General features: G+C 61.8%; 28 protein-coding genes. 15 read left to right on the top strand and 13 right to left on the bottom strand.

What is annotated here, in order from left to right; genetic code table 11:
- Positions 1-85: 85 nt before the first annotated feature.
- Positions 86-1,138 (bottom strand): tripartite tricarboxylate transporter substrate-binding protein, encoded by a 1,053-nt coding sequence (locus ATN38_RS15325; protein ID WP_218748206.1) that lies wholly within the window; start codon positions 1,136-1,138, stop codon positions 86-88.
- Between the two features lie 112 nt (positions 1,139-1,250).
- Here ATN38_RS15325 and ATN38_RS15320 point away from each other — a divergent pair, with 112 nt between their 5' ends.
- Together ATN38_RS15320 and ATN38_RS15315 are read left to right on the top strand one after the other, a co-directional pair.
- Positions 1,251-2,903, top strand: coding sequence for an ATP-binding protein (locus ATN38_RS15320; RefSeq protein ID WP_275231808.1), 1,653 nt, complete (start codon positions 1,251-1,253; stop codon positions 2,901-2,903).
- Positions 2,900-3,583, top strand: a complete 684-nt coding sequence (locus ATN38_RS15315; protein ID WP_218748202.1) for a response regulator — start codon at positions 2,900-2,902, stop codon at positions 3,581-3,583. The genes ATN38_RS15320 and ATN38_RS15315 overlap by 4 nt, the downstream gene beginning before the upstream one ends.
- A 24-nt stretch (positions 3,584-3,607) precedes the next feature.
- Here the strand turns inward: ATN38_RS15315 and ATN38_RS15310 are convergent, their stop codons facing one another.
- The gene (locus ATN38_RS15310) at positions 3,608-5,182 is read right to left on the bottom strand and encodes an AMP-binding protein (RefSeq protein WP_218748294.1); all 1,575 of its coding nucleotides are present in this window, start codon (positions 5,180-5,182) and stop codon (positions 3,608-3,610) included.
- A gap of 222 nt (positions 5,183-5,404) precedes the next feature.
- Here ATN38_RS15310 and ATN38_RS15305 point away from each other — a divergent pair, with 222 nt between their 5' ends.
- The 5 genes from ATN38_RS15305 to ATN38_RS15285 all read left to right on the top strand — a co-directional run bounded on the left by ATN38_RS15305 (position 5,405) and on the right by ATN38_RS15285 (position 10,469).
- Positions 5,405-5,950: a hypothetical protein gene (locus ATN38_RS15305; RefSeq protein ID WP_007726737.1), complete on the top strand. Its 546-nt coding sequence runs from the start codon at positions 5,405-5,407 to the stop codon at positions 5,948-5,950.
- 126 nt (positions 5,951-6,076) lie between these two features.
- Positions 6,077-7,273, top strand: a complete 1,197-nt coding sequence (locus tag ATN38_RS15300; protein ID WP_065455982.1) for a Rieske 2Fe-2S domain-containing protein — start codon at positions 6,077-6,079, stop codon at positions 7,271-7,273.
- 51 nt (positions 7,274-7,324) lie between these two features.
- Positions 7,325-8,506, top strand: a complete 1,182-nt coding sequence (locus ATN38_RS15295; protein WP_003944352.1) for an acyl-CoA dehydrogenase family protein — start codon at positions 7,325-7,327, stop codon at positions 8,504-8,506.
- A gap of 39 nt (positions 8,507-8,545) precedes the next feature.
- Positions 8,546-9,457, top strand: coding sequence for a biphenyl-2,3-diol 1,2-dioxygenase (gene bphC, locus ATN38_RS15290; RefSeq protein WP_007726736.1), 912 nt, complete (start codon positions 8,546-8,548; stop codon positions 9,455-9,457).
- A 229-nt stretch (positions 9,458-9,686) separates the two neighbouring features.
- Positions 9,687-10,469, top strand: a complete 783-nt coding sequence (locus ATN38_RS15285) for an IclR family transcriptional regulator (protein WP_007726735.1) — start codon at positions 9,687-9,689, stop codon at positions 10,467-10,469.
- A 1-nt stretch (position 10,470) separates the two neighbouring features.
- Here ATN38_RS15285 and ATN38_RS15280 read toward each other — a convergent pair whose 3' ends face one another.
- On the bottom strand, positions 10,471-11,172 hold the full coding sequence (locus ATN38_RS15280) for a PadR family transcriptional regulator (RefSeq protein WP_003944324.1): 702 nt from the start codon (positions 11,170-11,172) through the stop codon (positions 10,471-10,473).
- 240 nt (positions 11,173-11,412) lie between these two features.
- On the opposite strand from ATN38_RS15280, the gene ATN38_RS15275 reads away from it, so the two are divergent.
- The 3 genes from ATN38_RS15275 to ATN38_RS15265 all read left to right on the top strand — a co-directional run bounded on the left by ATN38_RS15275 (position 11,413) and on the right by ATN38_RS15265 (position 12,657).
- A complete protein-coding gene (locus ATN38_RS15275) occupies positions 11,413-11,913 on the top strand; it encodes a flavin reductase family protein (RefSeq protein ID WP_007726733.1) in 501 nt (166 codons plus the stop codon).
- Between the two features lie 112 nt (positions 11,914-12,025).
- Positions 12,026-12,412: a nuclear transport factor 2 family protein gene (locus ATN38_RS15270; RefSeq protein WP_003944423.1), complete on the top strand. Its 387-nt coding sequence runs from the start codon at positions 12,026-12,028 to the stop codon at positions 12,410-12,412.
- Positions 12,412-12,657 (top strand): hypothetical protein, encoded by a 246-nt coding sequence (locus tag ATN38_RS15265; protein ID WP_003944366.1) that lies wholly within the window; start codon positions 12,412-12,414, stop codon positions 12,655-12,657. The genes ATN38_RS15270 and ATN38_RS15265 overlap by 1 nt, the downstream gene beginning before the upstream one ends.
- Here the strand turns inward: ATN38_RS15265 and ATN38_RS15260 are convergent.
- Both ATN38_RS15260 and ATN38_RS15255 read right to left on the bottom strand, forming a co-directional pair.
- Entirely contained in the window at positions 12,630-13,115 is a 486-nt protein-coding gene (locus ATN38_RS15260) for a flavodoxin family protein (RefSeq protein WP_007726729.1), read from the bottom strand. The two genes, ATN38_RS15265 and ATN38_RS15260, sit on opposite strands and share 28 nt — an antisense overlap.
- Positions 13,112-13,312, bottom strand: a complete 201-nt coding sequence (locus ATN38_RS15255; RefSeq protein WP_007726726.1) for a hypothetical protein — start codon at positions 13,310-13,312, stop codon at positions 13,112-13,114. The genes ATN38_RS15260 and ATN38_RS15255 overlap by 4 nt, the downstream gene beginning before the upstream one ends.
- 91 nt (positions 13,313-13,403) lie before the next feature.
- Between ATN38_RS15255 and ATN38_RS15250 the strand changes: the two genes are divergently transcribed.
- Positions 13,404-13,838: a nucleotidyltransferase domain-containing protein gene (locus ATN38_RS15250; RefSeq protein ID WP_037131485.1), complete on the top strand. Its 435-nt coding sequence runs from the start codon at positions 13,404-13,406 to the stop codon at positions 13,836-13,838.
- The gene (locus tag ATN38_RS15245) at positions 13,835-14,512 is read left to right on the top strand and encodes an AAA family ATPase (protein ID WP_042452206.1); all 678 of its coding nucleotides are present in this window, start codon (positions 13,835-13,837) and stop codon (positions 14,510-14,512) included. Before ATN38_RS15250 ends, ATN38_RS15245 begins: the two co-directional genes overlap by 4 nt.
- Here ATN38_RS15245 and ATN38_RS15240 read toward each other — a convergent pair.
- On the bottom strand, positions 14,490-15,110 hold the full coding sequence (locus tag ATN38_RS15240; protein ID WP_042452208.1) for a TetR/AcrR family transcriptional regulator: 621 nt from the start codon (positions 15,108-15,110) through the stop codon (positions 14,490-14,492). The two genes, ATN38_RS15245 and ATN38_RS15240, sit on opposite strands and share 23 nt — an antisense overlap.
- A gap of 91 nt (positions 15,111-15,201) precedes the next feature.
- Between ATN38_RS15240 and ATN38_RS15235 the strand changes: the two genes are divergently transcribed.
- Both ATN38_RS15235 and ATN38_RS15230 read left to right on the top strand, forming a co-directional pair.
- On the top strand, positions 15,202-16,572 hold the full coding sequence (locus ATN38_RS15235) for a cytochrome P450 (protein WP_007726721.1): 1,371 nt from the start codon (positions 15,202-15,204) through the stop codon (positions 16,570-16,572).
- A 72-nt stretch (positions 16,573-16,644) separates the two neighbouring features.
- Positions 16,645-16,887, top strand: coding sequence for a hypothetical protein (locus ATN38_RS15230; RefSeq protein ID WP_218748200.1), 243 nt, complete (start codon positions 16,645-16,647; stop codon positions 16,885-16,887).
- A 57-nt stretch (positions 16,888-16,944) separates the two neighbouring features.
- Here ATN38_RS15230 and ATN38_RS15225 read toward each other — a convergent pair whose 3' ends face one another.
- Both ATN38_RS15225 and ATN38_RS15220 read right to left on the bottom strand, forming a co-directional pair.
- On the bottom strand, positions 16,945-18,216 hold the full coding sequence (locus ATN38_RS15225; RefSeq protein ID WP_082900991.1) for an EAL domain-containing protein: 1,272 nt from the start codon (positions 18,214-18,216) through the stop codon (positions 16,945-16,947).
- Between the two features lie 236 nt (positions 18,217-18,452).
- Positions 18,453-18,764, bottom strand: a complete 312-nt coding sequence (locus ATN38_RS15220) for an STAS domain-containing protein (protein WP_231916151.1) — start codon at positions 18,762-18,764, stop codon at positions 18,453-18,455.
- 423 nt (positions 18,765-19,187) lie between these two features.
- Between ATN38_RS15220 and ATN38_RS15215 the strand changes: the two genes are divergently transcribed.
- On the top strand, positions 19,188-20,621 hold the full coding sequence (locus tag ATN38_RS15215; protein WP_054187130.1) for an FAD-dependent oxidoreductase: 1,434 nt from the start codon (positions 19,188-19,190) through the stop codon (positions 20,619-20,621).
- A 21-nt stretch (positions 20,622-20,642) separates the two neighbouring features.
- Here ATN38_RS15215 and ATN38_RS15210 read toward each other — a convergent pair whose 3' ends face one another.
- The 5 genes from ATN38_RS15210 to ATN38_RS15190 all read right to left on the bottom strand — a co-directional run bounded on the left by ATN38_RS15210 (position 20,643) and on the right by ATN38_RS15190 (position 24,946).
- Entirely contained in the window at positions 20,643-21,293 is a 651-nt protein-coding gene (locus ATN38_RS15210) for a hypothetical protein (protein WP_003944437.1), read from the bottom strand.
- Positions 21,290-21,592: a hypothetical protein gene (locus ATN38_RS15205; RefSeq protein ID WP_042452216.1), complete on the bottom strand. Its 303-nt coding sequence runs from the start codon at positions 21,590-21,592 to the stop codon at positions 21,290-21,292. The genes ATN38_RS15210 and ATN38_RS15205 overlap by 4 nt, the downstream gene beginning before the upstream one ends.
- A gap of 99 nt (positions 21,593-21,691) precedes the next feature.
- Positions 21,692-22,522, bottom strand: coding sequence for a mycofactocin-coupled SDR family oxidoreductase (locus tag ATN38_RS15200; RefSeq protein WP_042924153.1), 831 nt, complete (start codon positions 22,520-22,522; stop codon positions 21,692-21,694).
- A 4-nt stretch (positions 22,523-22,526) separates the two neighbouring features.
- Positions 22,527-23,324, bottom strand: coding sequence for a mycofactocin-coupled SDR family oxidoreductase (locus ATN38_RS15195; protein ID WP_218748198.1), 798 nt, complete (start codon positions 23,322-23,324; stop codon positions 22,527-22,529).
- The gene (locus ATN38_RS15190; RefSeq protein WP_007726712.1) at positions 23,321-24,946 is read right to left on the bottom strand and encodes an NAD(P)/FAD-dependent oxidoreductase; all 1,626 of its coding nucleotides are present in this window, start codon (positions 24,944-24,946) and stop codon (positions 23,321-23,323) included. The genes ATN38_RS15195 and ATN38_RS15190 overlap by 4 nt, the downstream gene beginning before the upstream one ends.
- Between the last annotated feature and the right edge of the window lie 5 nt (positions 24,947-24,951).

Below are 24,951 nucleotides of genomic sequence, written 5' to 3'. Positions count from 1 at the left end.
CCTTTAGTGCTGAATTGCCGAGAAAAACGGCACGGCAAATCGAGCCGGTGACCTTCGTGGAGGTGAAACGAAACTTCGGTAGTGCTCAGTTGATGCCGGGCGGATCGAGTGTTGCGTCGACGAACCGGGATTGATCGGTGAGGAATGCGGAGAACTCGGGTTCGGTGAGAACTGCACTGTTCCAACCGTTTCGGCGAGACAGCTCGTTCCAGCGCGGGCTTGCCGCCAGATCCCGCACCAAATTCTGCAAGTGCTGACGCTGATCGTCCGTCAGGCCCGGCGGCGCCATGAGCCCGCGCCAATTGGTGAACGTGACGTCGACGCCAGACTCCGCCATCGTGGGCGCATCCACCGCCGGGGTACGGGCCGGCGAACTGACCGCAAGGACCCGAACCGTGCCTGCCGCAATCTGATCGAGGTATTCACCGATACCGGTGGCGGCTACGTCGACCTGCCTCGTGAGCAGTGCGGGAAGCAGTTCGCCGCCGCCGTCGTAGATGCGGTACGGGGAGCGCGACGGATCGACGCCGACCGCCCGTGCGAACAGAAGGCGGAACAACCCGTCCGGTCCACCTTCACTCGAACCACCGCCGATCGAGATCGACGACGGATCCGCCACCCAGGCCTGCGTCAGATCGGCGAGAGTTTTGTACGGCGAATCTGCCGGGACCAGTACAGCTTCCGGCTCTTCGACCAGTCTCGCGATCGGTGTCACGTCGGAAAGGGTGTGCTCGGACGGCAGTATCTCGAGCGAACCGAGAACGCCGAGTCCCATGACCATGAGTAGATCGGGATTTCCGCGTTCGAGAGCCAACCGGTTGAGTCCGACGATGCCACCCGATCCGGGCAGAACAACGACGTCGGCGTCGACGGTCCCTTCGTCGGCCAGTGCCTGCACCATGGTCCGGGCGGTCAGGTCGTAACCACCACCGGCCACCGAGGGCACCAGTACACGCAGTTCTTCGGAACTCTCACCCGCTCGGCCACCGGCGAAGAAGGACTCGACCGGAGTGCATCCGGTCGAGAGCACGAGAGTCATCGCGCAGGCACCGAGCAGGGCGATATGCCTGCTCAGCCGCTTCGATGTGCTCATGGCTTCGTCCTTGTCTGCCGGTACCGATGTGTGAACAGGTTTCATACTGACGCACTTTGTGACTGGGGTCACCATTGGGAAAGCAAATTGATTTGTGCTCATTGTGCTCACGAACGACCGCTTTCCCGGCATCGAACTGAAGGCTAGGGTCTGGCTGGTGTCCTCAGGAAACGAGCAGGCGGAGCGAGAGAGCAAGTCGTCCCTGTTTGCCCGGCTGTTTCGCCGCCGGCACACTCTGGCGACACAACTTCTCGAACTGCAACTTCTGATCGTCGTTGCAGTTCTCGTGTGCGTCACCGCCCTCTCCCTCGCGCAGTCGTCCGCGAGTTTCCAACGCGAGGAGGGACGTCGCGCACTCTCGGCAGCGGAATCGCTCGCAGCCAATCCGGCAGTACGCGAGCTACTCCCCCAGGCGCAGACCCGTCTCCGCTCCGGACTACAAGGTTCGGTCGACTCGGTACGCGCCATCTCGGGCGTCACCTACGTCTCGCTTGCCGACGCCGACGGCAGTGTCGTCATTTCGACGCGTCCCGGTGATGTCGGCATCGACGCACGTCAGACGGAGGATCGGTCGTGGACGGGTTTGGTCGACACGCCCTCCGGCAAGGCCGTGGAGGCGCACGTTCCGATTCTCGGCAGCGAAGGAGCGATTACCGGAACCGCGATCGTCGGCATCGAGTACCCCTCGATCTGGACACGGCTGCTGCAATCTGCACCGAATCTCCTGGTATACCTCGCGGTGGCATCCCTTCTCGGCGGCGTCGGGTCGATCCTGTTGGCCCGCAGGGTAAAACGGCAAACCCTCGGCATGGAAGCCGGCGAGATCCTGGACCTGGTTCGCCAACGTGAAGCAATGCTGCGCGGTCTCAAGGAAGGCGTCATCGCATTCGACGCGCAGGGAAAGGTGGTGCTGATGAGCGACAGTGCCCACCAACTCCTCGACATCCCACGCGGCAGTGCCGGCAGATCGGTGCGGGACCTCGGTCTCGACGACCGCCTCCAGAGTGTACTGACCTCCGGCACAACCGAATCCGATCAGTTGGTTCTTGTCGGTGATCGCCTGCTCGTCCTCAACACCGTCTTGATCGAATCGAAAGGCCGCACCATCGGGTCGGTCACCACTTTCCGCGACCGCACCGAATTGCGCTCCGTGGAAGAAGAACTCGACGTGACCAAAACCAGCACCGACGCACTACGCGCCCACATCCACGAGTTCGACAATCAACTGCACACCATCTCCGGCCTCATCCAGCTCGGCGAATACGACGAGGTGGTCGGCTACGTCGAAGGTCTGACCATGGAGCGCGCGCAGGTCAGCGCGACCGTGACCGAGAAGATCGCCGACGTCGGCACCGCCGCACTCGTGATCGCCAAGATAGGCGCCGCTGCACAGGGGTTGGTCACGATCGAACTGGCGGCGGACACGCATCTGGAGACGGTGGACCGCAGACTCGGACGAGATCTCGTGACAGTGGTCGGAAACCTCGTCGACAATGCCGTCGACGCCGTCGGCGAGATGCCGGAAGCCTCGCGCCGCAAGGTTCGGTTGTCGATTCGGGGCCGTGGCACCGCGGTCGAAGTTCGGGTCGAGGACGCCGGCCCCGGTATCGCGCCGGAGAATCGCGACAGGGTGTTCGGCCAGGGTTGGAGCACCAAGGGACAATCGAGCGACGGACACGGTTTCGGTTTGGCGCTGGTGCGCCTGACGTGTCGTCGGCGGGGCGGCGACGTCACCGTGAGCACTCGTTCGGCAGAGGACATCGAGTGGACTGTCTTCAGCGCAGTCCTACACGACGGAGAGGGCGCATGATCCGGGTACTGGTGGTCGACGACGACTTCATGGTGGCGAAGGTGCACAGCGGATTCGTCTCGCGGATAGACGGTTTCGAAGTGTGCGGCGTTGCCCATTCGGCCGAGACCGCACTGGCCGCAGTCGGTGAGTTGCAACCCGACCTGGTTCTTCTCGACGTCCACCTGCCCGGCACCACCGGACTCGATCTGATCGCCCCGTTTCGCGAGCTGGCACCGGAGCTGGATATTCTTGTCATCACTAGTGAGCGTGAGGCCGGCTCGGTCAAGAAAGCGCTGCGCAGCGGCGTCGTGCATTACCTGATGAAGCCCTTCACGTTCGAGGTTCTCCGTGAGCGTCTCGAGCGTTACCGATCGACATACGCGAACCTCGACAGCTCCGGCGAAGCAGAACAGGAGGCGGTGGACGAGGCTTTCGGCGTGGCAGGTGGCGCGACAACGGCGTCGTCCCTCAAGGGTCTACCGAAAGGACTCAGTCCTGAGACCCTTCAGCTGGTCGAGGCAGCACTACGAGACGAAACCGAACCCGCCTCGGCCACAGACATTTCCGAGAGGGTCGGCATCTCACGCGCGAGCGCGAGGCGCTACCTCGAATACCTCTACGAAACCGGGCGGTCCACCACTTCGCTGAAATACGGAGTGGTGGGCCGCCCGGAACGTCGTTACGTCTGGAAACGCTGACCCTTCGCTACACGACGCTGGCGCCTAGACCGCGCGGGCGCTGGTCTCCCAGTACCTCGCGCGCAGCGCCTTCTTGTCCAGCTTGCCCAGCGGCGTCAGCGGAAGGGAATCCACGAAGTCGATGCTCTTGGGCGCGTGAACCGAACCCTTGGCTGCCTTCACCTTGTCGACCAGTTCCTCGGTGTCGACGGTCAGTCCGGCACGAAGTACGACACAGGCCTTGACGGCTTCGCCCCACTTGTCGTCGGGCACACCGACTACCGCCACCGACGCGACGGACGGATGCGCCGAGATCACGTCTTCGATTTCGCGGGGGAACACGTTGAAACCACCGGTCACGATCATGTCCTTCTTGCGATCGACGATGGACATGAACCCGTCCTTGTCCTTGCGCGCGATGTCGCCGGTGTGCAGCCAACCACCCCGGAACGCCTCGGCGGTTTCGGCCGGCTTCTTCCAGTAGCCCTTCATGATCAGCGGGCCACGGACGCAGATCTCACCGAGTTCTCCCTGCGGCACCTCGTTGAGGTCGTCGTCGAGCAACCGGACGTCGAGCCACGGCACCGGACGCCCACACGTGGCGAGGCGGGCCGGATCGTCGGCGAGGTGTTCTTCCTTGCGCAGCACCGAAATAGTCATGCCGCACTCGGTCTGACCGTAGAACTGGAAGAAGATCTGACCGAACTTCTTGATGCCCTCCTGCAATCTGGCGGGAGACATCGCGGACGCTCCGTAAAACAGCGTCTGCAAACTCGAGACGTCCCGCTTGGGCAGATCGGGGTGGTCCATGAGCATGTAGATCATGGTGGGCACCAACATGGTTGCCGTGATCTTGTGCTTCTCGATCGCTTCGAGCACAGCACCTGGCTCGAAGGCAGGCAGGACGATCAACGCACCGCCGCGCAGCAAGGTCGGGATGAAGAACGCTGCACCTGCGTGTGAGAGTGGCGTGCAGATGAGGAAGCGGTTGTCCTCGGGCCACTGCCACTCCGACATCTGGATCTGATTGAGCGCAGCACCCGAACGGAAGGATCCGACAACACCTTTGGGCTTGCCGGTCGTTCCACCGGTGTACACCATGCTGCTGGCGTCTTCGGCGTCGACGTGCACTGCCTTCAGCGGCGCGGGCTCGAACGTGGCAGCCAGCGCGAGGATGTCGATTCCCACCTCGGACGGCCCCATCGAGAGCACGTTGGTCAACGAGGGTGACGACGCCTTCAACTCGGCGGCGCGCTCTTCGAAGGCATTGGGATCGAAGATCAGCGTCTCGATCTCGGCGTCGTCGACGATGTACTTGTGGTCGTCGAGCGATCCCATCGGGTTCAAGGCGCTCGCCCGGCAGCCGGTGATCATGGTCGCGCCCATACTGATCAGAACCTCGGGGCGATTCTTCGACAGCATCGCGGTGCTGGTGCCCTGAGTGATTCCCAAAGACGCGAGCGCCTGGGCGAAGCAGCTGATCTGATCGCGCATCTGACCGCCGGTGAGGATCACGTCGCCGAGGTACAGCGCGGGCTTGTCGTGATTGCGTTCCAGAGCGGTGATGAGCAGGTCCGGACCGTATACCGGTCGGTGCAGGTCAGCGAACTCGTCTGTCATCTGGTCTTCCTTCTGCTCGGCGCGTGCAGTCATCGAGATGTGCTCCCGGTCACGGATACGATATCCAGAATTGCACAAAACTGGAACAGGTTCCACCTCTTCGATCGAATCCGAGAATGCTCCCGATCAGCGGGAAGCCCGTCGTCACCCGCGTGAGCGGTGGTTAGCGTCGATGTACCCACCGAGACGACAGCGTCTCGGTCGCGTCCAACGGAGAGTGTCATGACTACCAACCTCGGTACCGCCCACTTCACGGCAACTGCTCCGCGAACTGCCACCACGCTCCTCTCCGATTTCGACTCGTTGTACGGCACCGTGCGCTCGGCACCCGACGGGGCCGTCGTCGAGCAGGACGTCGTGTTCTTCGGACGCCCCGATCCCGGCGCACTGCTCACCGGATCCGTGAGGGCGTTGAGTTCGACACTCGAGCGGATCACCGAATACCACGACCAGACCGGGCATCTGGTGGCCGAGGTCTTCGTCCGGGAAGTCCCGACAGCGGGCACCGGAACCGATTCCGTTGCCGCCCTTGCTGATTTCGCTGCTCGTCGTTACGGCTCGGCGTCACTACGACGCTTCCGCGGACGTTCCACCGCGACTTCCACGGGAGCAGATCTGCACTGCTCCGTGACAGTGCTCGCGACGTACGAGAAGGACCACGAGAGCGTGGCCGACGTAGCTCTGGTCGCCACCGATCCCGCTGGGGTCGTCACTGCCCGGGCCTGGGCGACTTACGCGATCGACGATGTGGCGACACTCGCGAGCTGAATCTCTGCAGGTCACCGAGTAGGCGTTCCATCCAGCGGGAACTGCCGTATCTCCAGCGGACGCTTCGTCGTTGTATGAGACGGATCACATCACTGGAGCGTCGCAAGACGCGGCTCGGAGGAAGACATGGCACTCGGAACCGGCCCACTCACCACTACGGACACCCCGACGCAGACGGGCGCCGGCGAGGAAATTCGAGAAATCGAAGCAGCAGCGCCTCCCGCACGGTTCGCACGTGGATGGCACTGCCTCGGACTGAGCAATACCTATCGCGACGGTCAGCCCCACCAGATCGAGGCATTCGGCACCAGCCTTGTCGTCTTCGCCGACAGCAAGGGCGACATCAAGATTCTCGACGCATACTGCCGCCACATGGGTGGCAACCTCGCTCACGGAACCGTCAAGGGCGATTCGATCGCCTGCCCGTTCCACGACTGGCGTTGGAGCGGTAACGGAAAATGTACGGCGATCCCCTACGCACGACGCGTTCCGCCGCTGGCCAAGACGCGGGCATGGATCACTCTCGAGAAGAACGGTCAGCTGTTCGTCTGGCACGATCCCCAGGGAAATCCCCCGCCCGCCGAGGTCACGATCCCCGACATCGAGGGCTTCGGAAGCGATGAGTGGAGCGACTGGAGCTGGAACACGCTCACCATCGAAGGCTCTCATTGCCGCGAGATCGTCGACAACGTCGTGGACATGGCCCACTTCTTCTACGTTCACTACTCGTTCCCCAAGTACTTCAAGAACATCTTCGAAGGTCATGTCGCGAGCCAGTACATGGAATCGGTGGGACGTGAGGACGTCATCAGCGGCACCAACTACGGCGATCCCAACGCTGTGCTCCGTTCGGATGCTTCATATTTCGGACCGTCTTACATGATCGACTGGATCAAGAGCGAAGCCAACGGGCAGATCATCGAGACCGTCCTGATCAACTGCCACTACCCGATCTCGAACAATGCGTTCGTCCTGCAGTACGGCGCGATGGTCAAGAAGCTACCCGGTATGGACGACGAGTCCACTGCCGCGATGGCCGCGCAGTTCACCGAGGGCGTCGAGATGGGATTCCTTCAGGACGTGGAGATCTGGAAGAACAAAGCTCCGATCGACAACCCCCTGCTCTCCGAGGAGGACGGCCCGGTTTACCAGTTGCGTCGCTGGTACAACCAGTTCTACACCGACGTCGAGAATGTCACGGAAGACATGACGAAGCGCTTCGAATTCGAGATCGACACCACCCGCGCAGTGGAGAGCTGGAAGCGGGAAGTCGCCGAAAACGTTGCCGCACGCGACGCCCAGGCACTCGAGACAACCTCCTGATCCGCAGTCGAAAACACTGCTGAGACAACCAGACTGGATGCAAGGAACAACATGACGTACGAAGTGCTCGAACAGATCAACGCGATGGCCGACGACATCTTCGCCGAAGGCATCGAGGCCGAGCGGATCGGCCGGGTGGCCGACGACACCGCCAAGAAGATGAAGGCAATCGGTTCCATCCGCATGCTGCAGCCCAAGGAGCATGGCGGCATGGAGGCGCATCCGCGCGAATTCGCCGAAACCGTCATGCGCATGGCTTCACTGAACCCGTCGGCCGGCTGGGTCCACGGGATCGTCGGAGTTCACCCGTGGCAACTCGCGTTCGCGGATCCCAAGGTGCAGCAGGAGATCTGGGGATCCGATCCCGACACCTGGATGGCATCGCCGTACATGCCCGGCGGAATGTGTATCCCCACCGACGGCGGCTACAAGTTCTCCGGCCGCTGGCAGTTCTCCTCCGGTACCGACCATTGCGACTGGGCATTCCTCGGCGCGATGGCGTGTGACAAGGACGGCAACATGGAGATGCCGCCGCGCATGCTCCATGTGATCATTCCGCGCACCGACTACGAGATCATCGAAGACTCGTGGGATGTCATGGGACTTCGCGGCACCGGCTCCAAGGATCTCGTAGTCAAGGATGCGTATGTCCCCGATTACCGCGTCATGGACTGCGACGAGGTCATCGACGGCACGGCAGTGCGCAAGTACGGGCGCACCGAGACGCTGTACCTCATGCCGTGGTCGAACATTTTCCCCCTCGGAATCACCGCCGCCACGATCGGCATCTGCGAGGGAATGCTCTTCCACGCCAACGAGTACCAAGCCGATCGCATCAACGCGCAGGGCACGGCGATCAAGGACGACCCGTACACCTTGTTCGCCATCGGTCAGGCAACCGCCGACATCCGGGCTGCGCGCGACACCCTGCTTGCCAACGTCGACCGCATGTGGGACCGAGTGGACGCTGGCAAGGAAGTGACCTTCGAGCAGCGCGCGGAGGGACGTCAGACTCAGGTACAGGCCGCCTGGCGCGCCGTCAACGCAATCGATCAGGTCTACCCACGCTGCGGTGGCAACGCATTGCGGATGGACAAGCCGCTTCAGCGATTCTGGCGCGATGCTCATGCTGGACAGCATCACGCAATTCACGTGCCGAGCACCGTTTTCCACGCCGCATCACTGAGCCGTCTCGGCGCAGACCCGCAGGGTCCGCTGCGGGCGATGATCTGATCAGACTTCGACACAAGAAATCGACAGGAAAAAGACACGATGACACGCACCGACATCAAGGGACTTGGCTACGTCAAGATCTCGACCAACGACATGGCACGTTGGCGCACTTTCGCTTTCGACGTTCTCGGCTTCGCCAAGGGCAGTGGGCCGGACGAGAACGCGCTCTACCTACGACTCGACGAGCGTGCTGCTCGCATCGTCGTCGTCGAGGGTGAGCGCGACGAGATCGTCAACATCGGTTGGGAGGTCGCCGACCACGCCGCACTGCGCCGCGTTCAAGAAGCACTCGAAAAGAACGGCACCGAGGTCGAGCAGCTTTCGCTCGCCGAAGCAGATGCTCGACGGGTCGAAGAGGTCATCGCCTTCACCGATCCCGGCGGAGCAGCCATCGAGGTCTTCCACGGAGCGATCCTCGACCACAGCCCCGTGGTGACGCCCTTCGGCGCTCGATTCGTCACCGGCTCACAGGGTCTCGGCCACGTCGTACTCCCCGTCATGGACAGTGCTGCGAGCTTCGACTTCTACACCGAGGTGCTCGGCTTCTACCCGCGCGGCGCCTTCCGCCTGCCGGCCCCGCCTGAATTCGGGCCGCTGCGAATCCGTTTCATGGGCGTCAACGAGCGTCACCACAGCTTGGCCCTGTGCCCGGCACCGCACGGCGGCGCACCCGGCCTGATTCACATCATGGTCGAGGTGGACACCCTCGACGCCGTCGGCCAGGCACTCGACCGCGTGATGAAGGACGGATTCTCCGTGTCGTCGACCCTGGGTCGTCACACCAACGACAAGATGATCTCCTTCTACGTCCGCGCACCCGGCGGCTGGGACATCGAGTTCGGCACCGAGGGCGCGAGGGTGGATCAGGACTCGTACTCCTCCGAGGAGATCACCGCTGACAGCTACTGGGGCCACGACTGGTCCGGAAGCGAACCACTGGCAGCTATGTAGTACCGCCGGTGGCGATTAATACCTGCCGGTGGCGATGTAATACCTGCCAGTAGTTAAACGACGAGGGGGTTTGCGCGAGCATTCGCGCAAACCCCCTCGTCGTTTCCACCGCGACGCGCCCGAAAACAGACCGGTGATCCACTTCACAAATCCGTAACTCTATGACACTATTTCTAATTGAAATAGCCAGTTCACTGGTTGTGGAGCTCTAAGAGAAGTGAGGTACACGATGACACTGCAGGCTGTGGATGCTTTAGGCGCCGATTCGGCCCCGACAGCAATTCTCGATCGCGTCTCGCTGGTTCTCGACGCCTTCGACGGTCCCGGCAGGTTGACGCTCGCTCAAGTCGTTCGGAGCACGGGCCTTCCCCGCTCGTCTGCCCACCGCATGCTCGAACGTCTTGTCTCGATGCGTTGGCTGCGTCGCGACGGCCGTGACTACGAACTCGGTATGCGCCTCGTCGAACTGGGATCGCTCGCGGTTCATCAGGACCGCCTCCACGCTGCAGCCATGCCCCTTCTCCATGAGCTCTACCGAGTCACCGGATTCGTGGTTCACCTCGGCATCCTCGACGGGCCCGATGTGGTCTACATGGAGAAGATCGGCGGACGCCTCGCCGCCGCAGTGCCGACGCGTGTCGGTGGTCGACGCCGCGCCGAGACCACTGCGATCGGTCAGGCACTGCTCGCGTTCGGTTCGCCGAAGTCCTCGGGCTACGCACTGCCCCACCTCGCCAGAATCCGCGAGTCCGGGGTGGCCTTCGAATCCGGAAACGGCCTACCGGGATTCAGCTGTCTTGCGGCACCGATCGGCCCCATCGGCCGCGCCGTCGCCGCGGTATCCATCTGCGCGCCGTCGAAGGCCCTCCGCCTCGACCACGTCAGCGCAGCGCCGGTCCGTATGGCGGCCGCTGCCATTTGGCGAGGCATCGACGGCGGATCGCTGAGCGTCACTCCGACTTTGCAACGTCGTCATCTGCTGCGCAACATGCCGACCGCAGCCGGGGCCTGACTCAGATACTCGAACCGTTGCCGGTGAGCCCGGCTTGCTCGAGCGCCAACACGTACTCCTCGACGTTCTTCCATTTGCCAGGCGTCGAGGGCAACGGTGATCCCAGTCGGTCGTGCTCGGCGACGTTCGCGAACTCGGCGGTCGCACGATCGATGTCGTCGAGCAGTTCGCGAGCAAGTTCGATCTCGGCTCGGAAGTACCGTTCCGACCATCGCAACGTCATGACCGGGAACGACCAGGCCGGCTCGTTCTCGGCATGATCTGCGTGGAGTTTCGCGCGTCGAATCTGCTCTTCGACATTGGCGATGTGGGCTTCCACCAGCGCCTTCAGTCGCTCGGGCTCGTTGAGGTGTCCCATCCACAGACGCAACATCACACCGTGCTTGAGCACCGGAACTTCCACCGGTGCCTCCCGTGACCACGTCCGGACGGCGTCGGTTCCTGACTGAGTAATGGAGTAAAGGCGCTTGCCTCGCACCCCTGGTTCGGAGACGACCCGGGACTCCACGAACCCGATGCTTTCGAGCTTCTTCAGTTCTGCGTACACCTGGCTGATGGACGGGCTCCAATAGAAGAAGCCGACACTCCAGTCAGCCCACTTCTTCAAATCGTTTCCGGTCAGCTCCTCCCCGAACGTCAGCATCCCGAGCACTGCCCAGCTGGTAGCGGGAAGTCCTCGGGACACGTCATCAGGTTCGGACATGCCCGAAGTCTAACAATCACTGGTCATTTGCTGGTTTCGTAGAATCCGAACGGACCGCTGAGCGGGATCAAATTTGCTCGAAACCCCTCCACCTGCCACTCGGTCGGTCCTGACCCGTGCCGAGAAGCCATTGCTGCCATTGAGTGGGACTGCCGCTGGATTACGGCCGCGGCGCCACACATCGTTGCTTCTGAAGCTGTTTGCAGAGTTTTGAACAAAAGATTTGAACAAGGAGACGACATGACCGTGGAAAACGCCGAGCCGCCAGTTCTGGACGGACGCACACTTCGCAACGTGATGAGCAATTTCTGCACCGGCGTCACCGTCATCACCGCTCACGACGGAAATTCACCCCTCGGTTTCACCTGCCAGTCCCTGGTCTCGGTATCGCTTGATCCCCCGTTGCTCTCGTTCTGCCCGGCGAAGACGTCGACAAGTTGGCCGAAGCTTCGCGAAACGGGAACTCTCTGCATCAATGTTCTCGCCCACGATCAGCAGGACATGTGTTCGGCGTTCGCTCGCGGCGGGACGGACAAGTTCCTCGGCGTCGAGTGGGATGCCGCCGGCAACGGTGCTCCGGCGCTGAGCGGCGCGCTCGCCCGCATCGAAGCAACGGTCGAGCAGGAGCACGACGCCGGTGATCACACCATCGTCGTCGCACGCATCACCGATCTGAACGTGCTGCGCCACGACGGTCCGCTTCTGTTCTACCGCGGCGGGTTCGGACGCTTCGACGCCTGAGTGCTCAGGCTGTCCCGCTGCGTGGGAGATGCCGGCGCCGAATCGAGCCCGCACCGATAGCGTCCGAAGTAGTTGTCAGACCCTGAACTTCTCGACTGATCGGACTAACTCGATGACCACTCTCGAACCAGACACCACGGCCGCGATCACGGCGACGGTTACCACCTACCTCGACGCCGTGGCTCGCGGATCGTCAGCGGACATCGCCGCCCTCTACGCCGAGAACGCGACGCTCGAAGACCCGGTCGGCAGCGAACCCCGCGTCGGCAAGGCCGCGATCACCGAGTTCTACGGCGCTCTCGAGGGCGGTTCGCAAGAGACAGAACTGCTTACCTTGCGGGTGAGCGGATCCAGCGCGGCCTTCCACTTCCGCGTCGTCACACCGGTGGGCGATCAGGTCTACGAGGTCGAACCGATCGACGTCATGACTTTCGACGAGGACGCCAAGATCACGAGCATGCGCGCCTTCTGGTCACCGGCCGATCTGATTGCACGCTGATGCGTCAGGTCAGTTGCCGCAACTGCGGAAATCGCGTCCTCGTCGAGAAGTACAGCGAAGCGCACACCAGCGTCCAATGGCTCGAAGAGTCGCAGGAAGTGTGCCCGGAGTTGGGTCGCGTGAACAGCCGTGCCAACGCTCAACGGACGTGTGGCGCTCTGCGCCAGACGATCAACGACCTTGCCGACGCCGGTGAGCTGGAGATGAGCCTGCGCAGCTACCCGGTGCCGGGCAAGCTGTCCTGAACGCTTCCGCGTAGCATTTCGGCGAACATGCGCGCCGATTCCAGGTCGTCGGCGTTCGGCCGCCCCTTCCGGATACCGCCGAACGGCTTGAACGGGAGATAGGTATCCCACGCACGGGACGAGAAGGCTGCGACCACATCGAAGCCCTTCTGTTCGAGCAACTGAACCAGTGGACGCGAGAAGCGATGAATCCCCTTGTCAGGAAAACCACTGGTGGCGAAGACAAAAGCCTTGGATCGCCGTTCTTCGGGGAGTGCCTCGACGAACGAGCGTAAATCTGCGTGGTACGAGCGTAGGTAGATGCCGGAGCCGAACCCCACGAGGTCGTAGTCGGCGAGCTGCGCGGCGTCGATGTCACCGGGCTCGACCACGCGAGCATCGAGAACTTCTCCGATGACGTCGGCGATCAGCTTCGTATTGCCATGGGAGACAGAGGTACACACGATGATCGTCTTCATTGACTTCTTTCTTTCGTCGCAGCGTCTCCGGTGCTCTCTTCATTTGCGCGTACGTAGATCCAAGTGATGAATCCACCGCACATTGCAAAGATCACGGCGACAATCGAATACATGTCGAGGGGAAATCCAGTCCAGATCAAGCCTGCAACAAGAACCATCGCACCAACAGCCAGACCCGCCGATACTTCCTTGGACATACGCACCCCTCCCCTGGCTTGTCACCGACAGTTCCAGGATAGAGGTCCCGGCGAAGCTACGGAGAGGGTGGCGATGGGGAATGATGCCGGTATGTCAGCACGATTGAAGGGGCGAAGACGTGCGGTGAACGCGCTGCTCGTCGATGTCGAACGATGGGCCGCTGAGCACGATGACGTCAAAGCTGTGGCGCTGGTCGGGTCCTACGCGCGCGGCGCGGAGCGTATGGCGAGTGATCTTGATCTGATGATCCTGGCCGACGACGCGAACGCGCTCGCAAATGAAGACTGGTTCGACCGGCTCCGCCCCGACGCGCGATTCATCAGAGCCGCCAACTGGGGGCCAGTCCGAGAACGACGCTTCCGCCTACGGTCCGGCCTCCTCGTCGAACTGAATTTCGCGAGCGAGAGCTGGGCCGACCTTCCGCTCGACGCGGGCACTCGACGCGTCCTCGAAGACGGCCACCGAATCCTGTACGACACCGGGCCTCTTCGCGTCGCTACGAGCGCGGGAAGAACTGCTCGATGAGCACCAAGACGGTCTTCGAGACCTTGGCCGCCGAAATAAACGCGCTGCGCGGCTCTCCCGTCGTCGCGATCGACGGCGTCGACGGGAGCGGCAAGACGACATTCACGAAAAGTCTTGCAGCACAGCTGAATGAACGCCCCGCCATTGTGATTCACGTCGACGACTTCCTCAATCCGCCGGAGATTCGCCATCGCAGAGGTCGGCTGTCACCGGAAGGCTTCTGGCTCGACAGCTACGACTACGACGCCCTCGAGCGTCATGTTCTCGCCCCTCTGAGACCGGGAGGTAACCGCGAGTACCGACCACGACGGGACAGCGACGCGTACTTGCATGCAGCCGACGGAGCCGTGGTCCTCGTCGAGGGACTCTTTCTGCATCGAGACGAATTTGCTTCCCGATGGGACTATTCGATCTTTCTCGACGTGCCCTTCGAGATCACCGCCGAGCGAATGAACCTTCGCGACGGAACGAACGCGGATCCGGAACACCCGTCGATGAACCGTTATGTCGGCGGCCAACGTCTGTACTTCGCGGCTGCAGAGCCCTGGACCCGCGCGGACAGTGTCATCGACAATTCAGACCCGAAACTGCCTCGAATCACGACACATGCCGCCCACTGGAGTTGGCAGTCCGCATCGCCGGCCCCGCGTTTCATCGGTGCGCTGTGGATGTGAATTGGAAGGTTGCGGCATCCACGATCTCAGCGGGCGTGATGTCGATTTCGCCGTTGAGCCAGGCCGTCACCAATTCGGCCAGGCCGCCCACGAACAGTAATCCGTTGATCTCACCCTGATGGGGAGGCCAAGCTCGATCGCCGTACAAGAGCGCAGCCTCGTCGGCCACCATCTGCGCGAACCCACGCAGCGCTCCCCGCCGGTGAGTGCGCAGCGGCTCGTAAGCCACCGACTCGACCATCGCGACACGCCCTTTTCGAGGATCGTCCGTCAGGATGTTGACGAACGAAGCAATGGCGCTCCGCACGCGCTCCTCCCGTGTCCCCTCGGTCGTTCGGAGTGCAGCCATTCCGGCCACGCGCACCTCGTCGACGATTCCGTCGAAAACCTGCTGGAGGAGTTCGTCCCTGCTGGTGAAACTCTCGTAGAAATATCGCTCTGTCAGCTTGGCATGCGCACAGATGGCGGTCATGGTGGCACCCTGCCTGCCCGCGGCCGCAAACACGTCCAGTCCTGCTGCAAGCAAGCTTTCACGCCGAAGCGCGGCCCGCTGCTCACCACTCAGACCGGCATATCGACGGGGTGTGGGAGAAGCCATGAGTCGATCTTGACAGACGACGCGACTGTGACGCAGACTACCCCCATCTGACAGGCGCCACTGTCAGATGCAAACGGAAGGCAGGTACGTGATGTCGAAAATCCTGGCCGCTCCACCCATCCGGTCGCAGTTGCGTCCCATCTCAGGCAATTCGGGATTACCCGGAATAGGGCAAACTTTCGAATACATCCGCGACCCTCTCGCTCTGATGCAAAAACGCTGGGATCGTTACGGCGAGGTCTCGTGGTTCTCGATGGCCGGTAGACGGTGGGTCGCAGCCCTCGGACCCGACGCATGCCAAGAAGTTCTCCAGAACAAGGACCGCGCTTTTGTCAACAGCGACGGTTGGTCAGTGCTCATCGGTCCCTTCTTCCACGGGGGTCTGATGCTTCTCGACTCCGAAGAGCACCTACGACAACGACGCATCATGCAACAAGCCTTCACGAGATCGCGTCTCGAAAAGACCGTGGACGTGCTGAATCCCGCGATCGCCTCCGCGCTCGACGCCTGGACTCCGTCCGATGGCTTCCGCGCCTACACCGCTCTCAAAGCTCTCACACTCAACCTCGCGACCGACATCTTCATGGGCGGCGCGGAAGGGACCACTGACAACGAAATCGACTCTGTGAAAAAAGCTTTCGTCGATTGCGTGCAAGCTGCAACCTCGGTGATCCGTTATCGAGTTCCCGGCACCAGATGGAAGCGCGGCCTCGACGGGCGCCGAACCCTCGAAAACTTCTTCCGCCGCTACCTACCTGCGCGCCGTTCACGCGAAACCGACGACCTGTTTTCCGTTCTCTGTCACATCGAATCAGACACCGGACAGCGCTTCAGCGACGGCGAGGTGATCGATCACATGATCTTCCTGCTGATGGCCGCACATGACACCTCCACCATCACCATCTCGACAATGATGCAATATCTCGGCCAGAATCCTCAGTGGCAGAACAGATGTCGGGCGGAATCACTCGCACTGAGTACGTCGACGCCGAGCTATGCCGAACTCGACCAACTCGCCGGCTTGGACCTGGTGATGAAAGAATGCCTCCGACTCGTCGCTCCCGTGCCGGTCATGGCTCGCCGAGCGGTGTGTGACACCCAGATACAGGACCACTTCGTACCCGCTGGGACCTACGTGTCAGTGGTGCCACATTTCACTCACCACATGCCGCAGTACTGGCCCGACCCCGAACATTTCGATCCCGAACGTTTCGCGGACCACCGACGTGAAGACAAGGTGCACCGGTATGCCTGGGAACCGTTCGGTGGAGGCGTGCACAAATGCCTCGGCATGCACTTCGCCGGCGTCGAAATCAAAGCGATCATGCACCACCTGCTCACACGCTTCGATTGGCAGGTCGCGCCCGGCTACACCGCCCCTCTCAACTACATGTCCTTGCCGTTCCCCTCCGACGGACAGCCGATCGATCTGAAACCACTCACGACTTCTCATGACCGGTAGCGACCGAACAGACGTCAGGATCAACTCGCACATGACTACCGGCACAGACGCTTTCGAAATCCAGAGGAAAACATGAGCACTCGGCCTGCCCGAAACCGGCATGCACGCGCTGCTCCGAAACCAGAGGTCGTCGCAGCGGCGGAGTTCCTACTCGCAGAATCCGACGCCCATGTCTTCCGTCGCCGCTATCTCGAACTGCTCACCCACTCCACAGCACCGGATGGCGCAACCGTCACGGACTACACGGTCGCCGAAAGGTATCTACTCAACTCTGCAGCAAAGAGACGTGCTGCGCGGCGCCCGGCCAATCCTTAGCCACGATCGCCGGTCGGGCAGCGCTCGCGGCGAACGTCGAGAACCTCGGCACCGGTTTCACGAATTCGTCGTGGGGTAACGACGAAGAATAGAGTGCGCTGCCTGGGTGACGGCGGTGCGATCGTAGGTTTGCACGAAGTCGAAGGTCCGCTCGAGATCTGGACCGTTGTCATGAAGATCTCGCGCCGACAGCATCGCCGCATGGTGCGGTCCCAGAGTGACGACCGTCCACTCGTTGACGAGATCATCACCCGGGTCGAGCGGCGCGTGTTGAACTTTACCGTCGAGCATCACGGACAGTCCGACACCGTAGACACCGGCAAACCCTACGGTGTCGGCGAGGTGACGCCACCGTGCTGTTGTGGATGCGGTGAAATGCTCGGCTTGTTGAAAGGTGCCCAGAACAAGCATCGAGGAACCCGATGTGGCGGCTTGCGCTTCGAGGGACTTGCTCAGTTGGATCAACAGACGCTTGGTACCGCGCCGGATCCGGCTGTGAGCAGACACGATCGAGTAGGGAGTGCCCACCTCGGGGATGGGATCACTCCACACCGGACTGTCGGGCATCGCGACGACCGGTTCGGACAACAGTGAACTCGGATCGTCGACTGCGGGATACAACTCACCCGTTCCGTATGTGGCTCCGATGGTGATTGCGGCAAGACGGGACGATTCCGAGTCGACACCCTCGGCAAGGATAATCGCGTTCGATCGCTCGACGTAGGCGCCGAGCGCGTGCACCGTCGTTCCCACTTCGAAATATGCTGCCTTGGAAAGCAATTCAGCGGAAGTGATAATGATGTCGGGTTCGACCAAAGACAGAAGTGTCGCCGAGTGCCTGTCGATGCCGACACCGTCGAGTGCAATCAGACGCCCGCCCGCGCGGGCTTCTCTGATCACTGCCAGAGAGTTGTGGGGATCGGTAAGCACCGATGCGCTGTCAACCGTGATGACGATCCGTTGCAGATTTCTCGTCGCTCCTTCGATACCAGGAGCGTTCAGAGCTGCTCGGGAAGCCGAGTCGACTGCCACCAGCAACGGCAGGCGATCCGCGACGGTGCATGCGAGTGCAGTACGGGACATGGCCAGTTTGTGACTGTCGAATTCCGAGCGTTGCTGCATCAATTGCGAGGCGCGACGGAGGGCATGCGCCGAACACAGAGAGGAATTGTCAGGCCCACGCAATTGCAACTCGGCGCCTGCAAGTGCGTGGTCGTCGAGGCGGCGTATCGGTGCGAACTGCATGCTTACTTCCAGACCAATCACATCGGAGAACTGGGTGATCGGAGAATTCGACGATGTCGAACCGTTGCTGGTGTCATACGCCATGGTGTGGCTCTTCACTACGAGTCGGGACCACCAAGCGTTCATGCGGCCGGACGCGTCGATGGCAGCGCCGGCTGCTCGACACCGAACGAGACTACCGCAAATCTCGGCGCAACCCGGTGACGACAACCTGATCCCGCGCCGCAAAGTGCACATCGACACGCAGATCAGACCAGATACCAAGTCAACGCGTATCGAGCACTGCTCACTTCACATCGTTCGTGGGAGTTGTTTCCGGCTCAAGCACCGAGAGCATCAGCGGTCGACGTGGCAACGCCCGCAATGAGTTCGGAGGCGCCGAGAGCCTGAAAGATCATGAAGACCGCTCGCGTCGGGGCAAACAAGCGAATGCGGTTGTTGCCACGCCCCGCAGCATCGACAACGGCATTCGCCACTCCGGACGACATGAAGGTCACGCCGGAGAGATCGACGTGAATATCGGTTCCGACCAGGAGAAGTCGGTCGAGCGCGTGCACCAATTCCACCCGCTGACCCATGTCCAATTCTCCGGCAAGTCTCAGTACCGCATACGAAGGGGTGTAGCTTTCCACGTCGATACTGTACCGATGCCCTTCTCGGCCGGCGCTGTCAAAGAGATCGAGAACATTTGCAGCTGAAGAACGTTCGTTGATCGTAGTCATGAAAGCCTCTTGTCTGGACTCGGCGTGCCCCACCGCCCGAATCAGCGATGAATCACTGTGCGTCGGATAACCAACCGTGTCGGTCACTGCGTTCCAGACGAACTCTGCCACCGGCAGGTTTCGCCGACACAACCACATCTATAACGCTAGGGTCTCGAAAACGTCACAGCGCGATATCGCACTTTTGGCGCCACCCCCGACGCACTGAACCGCTACCTCGCCTGGCCCCCGACGTGCCTGCGGGGCGACGTCTCTGCGGCGTCGACCACTGGCTTTCTCGCTCATCGGGAAGGTGGGTTCGCCGCACCACCATTCCGCAATACCTTCTGTGACATGGATAACATTGTCGACGTACTCGTCATCGGATCGGGCGCTGCCGGATCGGCCGCAGCGCTCCAAGCGCACGCCGACGGCGCATCGGTCGTGATTCTGGAAAAGAGCGGACCTGATTCCGCGGGCGGCAACACTCGACTGTCCGGCAGTGGATGGTTCGTCAACCAGGACCCCGCTGCCGCCCGAACCTTCCTGCGTTCGTTGAACGGGGAGTTCCCCGTTGCCGAGGACGTCATCGATGCCTGGGCCGAGAACACTCACGGACTGTCCGACTGGATCCGCAGTCTGGGTGCAACTGTAGCGATGACCGGCGATTTCCATTCCGCGGCAGAGTTCGCCGAACTTGACGGAAGTTCTTGTTACGCAGGGATGGACACCGTCGAAGGGAAGATGGGCAATGAACTTCTCTACCGGTTCCTCGTCTCCGCTCTCGCTGAACGCGGCGTCACAACACTATTCGACACCGAAGCCACCGGACTGCTGACGGATGAATCCGGAGCGGTGACCGGAGTCGAGATCCGTTCGGGTGAAAAGACTTCGCAGATCCAGGCACGCCGGGGCGTCATCCTTGCCACCGGAGGATTCGAAGCAAATCCGACGATGGTGCGCGACTACTTGCGTCTGGAGAATCCGAAGATCTGGGGCTCACCATCGGCAACCGGCGACGGTCACCGCATGGCACAGGCCGTGGGCGCCGATCTGTGGCACATGAACAACATGATGACCATTACGGGAATTCCCGGCGACCTCGAAAATCCGACTGGATTCTTCCTCGCACTGTGGAACGCGCACAACTATGTGTTCCTCAGCCGGGAAGGTAGACGCTTCACCGACGAGTCAGCCGAAATGCGGCATGGTCATGTGTTCAGAGAGGGTTCTTACCAACACTTTCCGGTGCAACCGATGAACGTCGTCTTCGACGAGACGATGAGGTTGGCCGGACAGCTGAGCCCCGGCCGCGACGCACTGCCCGTCGGCCACAGGGTTCTCGACGAAGGGTACGAGTGGAGCTCGGACAATCAAGCCGAGATCGACAAGGGATGGATCCTAAAGGCGGACACGCTCGCCGAACTCGCCGAGAAACTCGGACTGGACCCAACAGTCGTGGAAACGAGCGTGCGACGCTACAACGAGGCGTGCGCGGACGGCATCGACCATTCGTTCGGCCGCAATCCCGAGACTTTGGCCCCGGTGGCTACCGCTCCGTTCTACGCCGTCTCCGGGTCGCCACTGCTGGGATGGAGTAGCGGTGGGCCGCGCCGCGACGGTCATTCCCGCGTACTCGATACTGCCCGCAATCCGATTCCTGGCCTCTACGCCGCGGGCGCGGTCAGTTCCACCTACAGCGCGGCCAAGGACGGCGGATTCCACATTGCCGACGCCTTCGCATTCGGCCGTGTCGCCGGGGCCCATGCCGCCGCGCGTAAAGCTTGATATCGCCGGCCTTTCGACTGACTAGCCACGCACGATTACGTGGCTGGTCAGTTGTGGTCGATCGTCACGCAGATGAATCCTCTGCGCCGGATGAAACCGGGATTCGTACCGGGACGCTATCGCCTCGGCCGTCCCGTAATAGCTCACATCGCGCGGACGTCCCTTCGCACGCCGCAAGGACTCGTCGAAGCTTGCTTCAACCCAGATTCGTAGGTCGAACTGATCTCGCATCAGTCCGCGAAAAAGCAGCACTCCCTCGACGATCACAATGGCGCGATCCGGGACTCGTGGCTTCGACACCACAGATTCGTCTGTCTCCGGATCAGTCGAGACGTAGGAAATTTCGGTAACTTCGGCCAACCGTAGCGGCACCATCACACGGCTACTCAGGTTCGAATAGTCGTACGCATCCTCGAGATACCCACGCACCGTGTCAGGATCTTTGTTCCGTACCGCTTTCGCAGTCGAGAACTCGTCCCCATGGATCATGATGAAGTCATGGCCCGACTTCGAGATACCGGCAGCCAACTCGTCCGCGATCGTCGATTTTCCGGAAGCCTCGATTCCCGAGATCCCGACAAAAGTGCGTCCGGCCCGATCTTCGTGGCAGCGCACGACGTGCTCGACTAGAGAACCCGAATCATCCGCGCCGAAGGTCTTCTGCCGATTCACACCCGAGCAGCCTTGACCTCGTCGAAGAACGCGATGACGGCTGCCTCGTTCTCCGGCGGAACAGTCAGCGATGCCCGTGGACCCGCTACCGCGATCGAGTCGTCGGCGAGCCTGTTCCCGATGGTGAGTTTCAGTCCCGACTTCGACGGTTTCGCCTTCACCGCAATGTGTTCGACATGCCAACGAGCCACTTCGCTCGTGCTCGCGGCGGTGCGGTCGAAGACCTCCACCGTGCGGTGGTCGAGGACCATCACGATGTTGATCCCGACGGTGACTTCCAGATAGCGCCGTTCCGCCACGGTGTACGCCTTTCGGTTAGGTGAAACCGACGCTACACACCGTGGCGGAACTCAGCGTGTCAAAACCTCAGCTGTTCAAGATTTCAGCTGTTCGAAACCTCAGCGGGACGAACTTCCTGCATCCACCGGCAGGGCGACCGACGTGATGTAGCGAGCCTCGTCGGAAGACAGGAACAGAGCAGCGTTCGCTACGTCCACCGGTTCGATCCACGGAATGGCGAGCATGTTCATCGTCATCGCTGCGGCAGCAAATTCTTCGCGCGTCGGGTTCTCGAGATCGGGGCGGAACTTGCCGCGCACCAACGGGTTTTGAATCATGAGGGTGTCGACGTTGGTGGGATGGACCGTATTGACGCGTACGTTGTGCGGAGCCAGTTCCTTTGCCAGCGAACGCATCAGACCAACGACTCCATGCTTGGCTGCGGTGTAGTGCGCGACTCCGACCAGCCCCCGAAGTCCGGCGATGGAGCTTGTGAGTGTCATCGATCCCCCGCCCCGCGCGATCAAGTGCGGAGCCGCGACGGTCGTGGTGTGCCACACGCCGGTCAGATTGACGTCCAGCATGGTCTGCCACATCGTTTCCGACATGGTCAGGGCCCCGTCGGAGGACGTGATACCAGCTGTAGCGCAGACGATGTCGAGACCACCGAGCATTCCGACGGCCGAGTCCACGGCACTGCGTAGTGCCTCGAGATCCCGAACGTCCACTACCGCAGATTCGACCTTTCGCCCCAGCGCCCGGATCTGCGCCACTGTCTCATCGAGATCGGCCTCCGTCGCGGGCGGCGTGACTGTGGTTTCCACCGAAGTGCACACGTCGACCGCGATGATGTCCGCGCCCTCTTCGGCAAAACGCACGGCCTGAGCCCGCCCGATTCCTCGTGCCGCACCCGTGATCAGCGCGATCTTGCCTTCCAATCGAGAAGTCATCAATTCACACTTTCTGGGTCAGGCCGGCGTCGACAACCAACTGACAGCCGGTCATGTAGCGGGACTCCGCGGATGCGAGAAACAGGACCGCATTACTGACGTCCACCGGATCGACCCAGGGAACGGGCAGCAAGTTGCGAGCGCTGAGCACTGCAGCAGCGTCTGCTTCGGCGGGATTCTCGATGTCCGGGCACAGGTTCGCGAACACTCGCTCGTTGATGATCATCGGGGTACGTACCGAACCCGGATGCACGGAGTTGACGCGGATACTCTGCGCCCCCAACTCGTTGGCCAGCGTTCTGGCCAGGCCCACCACGGCATGCTTGGCTGCGCTGTAATGACTTGCTCCGGCAATACCTTTGATTCCCGCTGTCGAGCTGACCAGAACGACGGATCCACCGTCGCCGAAGTGCGGAACGCAGGCCTTGACGGTGTGCCACGCGCCGGTCAGATTGACGTCCAGCGAGCGGTTCCACACTGCAGGATCGATGGTCCACGACGGTCCCGGCGTGTCGTAGACGCCTGCATTCGCGACCACGACGTCCAACCCGCCGAGTTCGGTAACGCACTCGGCCACGACGGCGGCCAGACCGTCGAAGTCCCGAATATCCGCCACACCGGTGACCGCGACACCACCTCGATCACGCACTGCCTGAGCGGTTTCCGCCAACCCCGATTGCGCCTGTTCGACATCCAACGCGATCACGGACGCGCCTTCCTCGGCGAGCCGCTCACAGTGTGAGCGTCCCATTCCTCCGGCAGCACCCGTCACGAGTACCCGCTTGCCCTCCAGCCGGCTCATGCGTGCACCGCGCTGTTCAGCTCGAAGCCTCGGTATCCCGCTGCTGCCACGTCTGCACAGATGTCGGAGTAGACACCGAAGCCTCCGATGAAGGGCATGAATATCCTCGGCTTTCCCGGGATGTTGGCTCCCATGTACCAGGAGTTCGCGGATGGGAACAATGTTGCCGACGCCCGGCGTGAGCACTCCTCGAGCCAGTTGTCCACGGCTTCGGCACTCGGCTCGATGGTGTCGATGCCCGCCGAATCGAGGTGGTTGATCGCGTCGGCGATCCAGTCGACGTGCTGTTCGGCAGCGAGAATCATGTTGGACAGCACACTCGGGCTGCCCGGCCCGGTGACGATGAACAGGTTCGGGAAGCCGTGAACTCCCAAACCAAGATAGGTTCTCGGACCCGCATGCCAGTTCTCTCGCAAGGTCTCGCCGTTGCGGCCACGGATCTCGATGCGATCGAGTGCCCCGGTCATCGCATCGAAACCGGTGGCGAACACCAATGCGTCGAGTTCGTAGTGCGAGTCGGTCGTCTTGATCCCGGCCTCGTCGATTGCCTCGATCGGTGCGCTCTTGAGATCGACCAGGCTCACGTTGTCACGGTTGTAGCTCTGGTAGTAGTCGGTGTCCGTCACGATCCGCTTGGTCCCGATGGGGTGGTCGTTCGGGATCAGCAGGTCGGCGATGGCCTGATCTTCGACCACCGATCTGATCTTGGCCTCGGCAAATGCGGCCGCCGTCGCGTTGGCGTCGATGTTGCTGGTCTGGTCTGCGAAGGTTTTGGCGAACAGAACACCGCCGAGCTTCCACCGCTCCTCGTAGGCCGCGTTCCTCTCGGCCTCGGACACCTCGAGCGCGCTGCGAGGATCCGAAACGAACGGAGATCCACCGCCACTGCGCTTGGACAGCGCTCGACGCTCGGCGTAGTCGGCCTTGATCTCTGCGCGTCGTTTGTCATCGAGAGGCGTGTTTCCCGCCGGCACACTGTAATTCGCGGACCGCTGGAACACGAAGAGGTGATCGGCCTGCTCGGCGATCAACGGAACGGACTGGATGCCCGACGATCCGGTGCCGATCACTCCCACTCGCTTGCCGGTGAAATCGACGCCCTCGTGCGGCCAGAAGCCGGTGTGGAAGACCTCACCGCCGAAAGTCTCGCGACCTGCAATGTTCGGAACGTTCGCGGTCGAGAGGCTGCCCGTGGCGCACACCACGAACCGCGAGGTGACGTCATGACCACCGTCGGTGTGCACTCGCCACGTCGACGAGTCCTCGTCGAACTGTGCGCTCAGGACACGGGTATCGAAAGTGAACCCACTGCGTAGGTCGAAGCGATCGGCGACGTGATCGAGGTAGGACAGGATCTCCGGCTGCGCGGCGTACTTCTCGCTCCAGTCCCAATCCTGTTGCAACTCTTCGGAGAACGAGTAGGAGTAGTCGAAACTCTCGACATCGCAGCGTGCGCCCGGGTAGCGGTTGAAGTACCACGTGCCGCCCACTCCGGAGCCCGCCTCGAAGCCGTGGACACGCAGCCCCTGCTCGCGAAGTCGGTGCATGGCGTACATGCCGGCGACGCCGGCGCCGATGACTACGACGTCGAGTGGTGCGGTGGAGAAGTCAGGATCGGTCATGGTGG

Source organism: Rhodococcus sp. FH8, assembly GCF_019266085.1.
Lineage (GTDB): Bacteria > Actinomycetota > Actinomycetes > Mycobacteriales > Mycobacteriaceae > Rhodococcus_F > Rhodococcus_F qingshengii.
The sequence above is the reverse complement of the archived record's forward strand: the minus strand, read 5'-3'. Positions and strand labels throughout refer to the sequence as shown.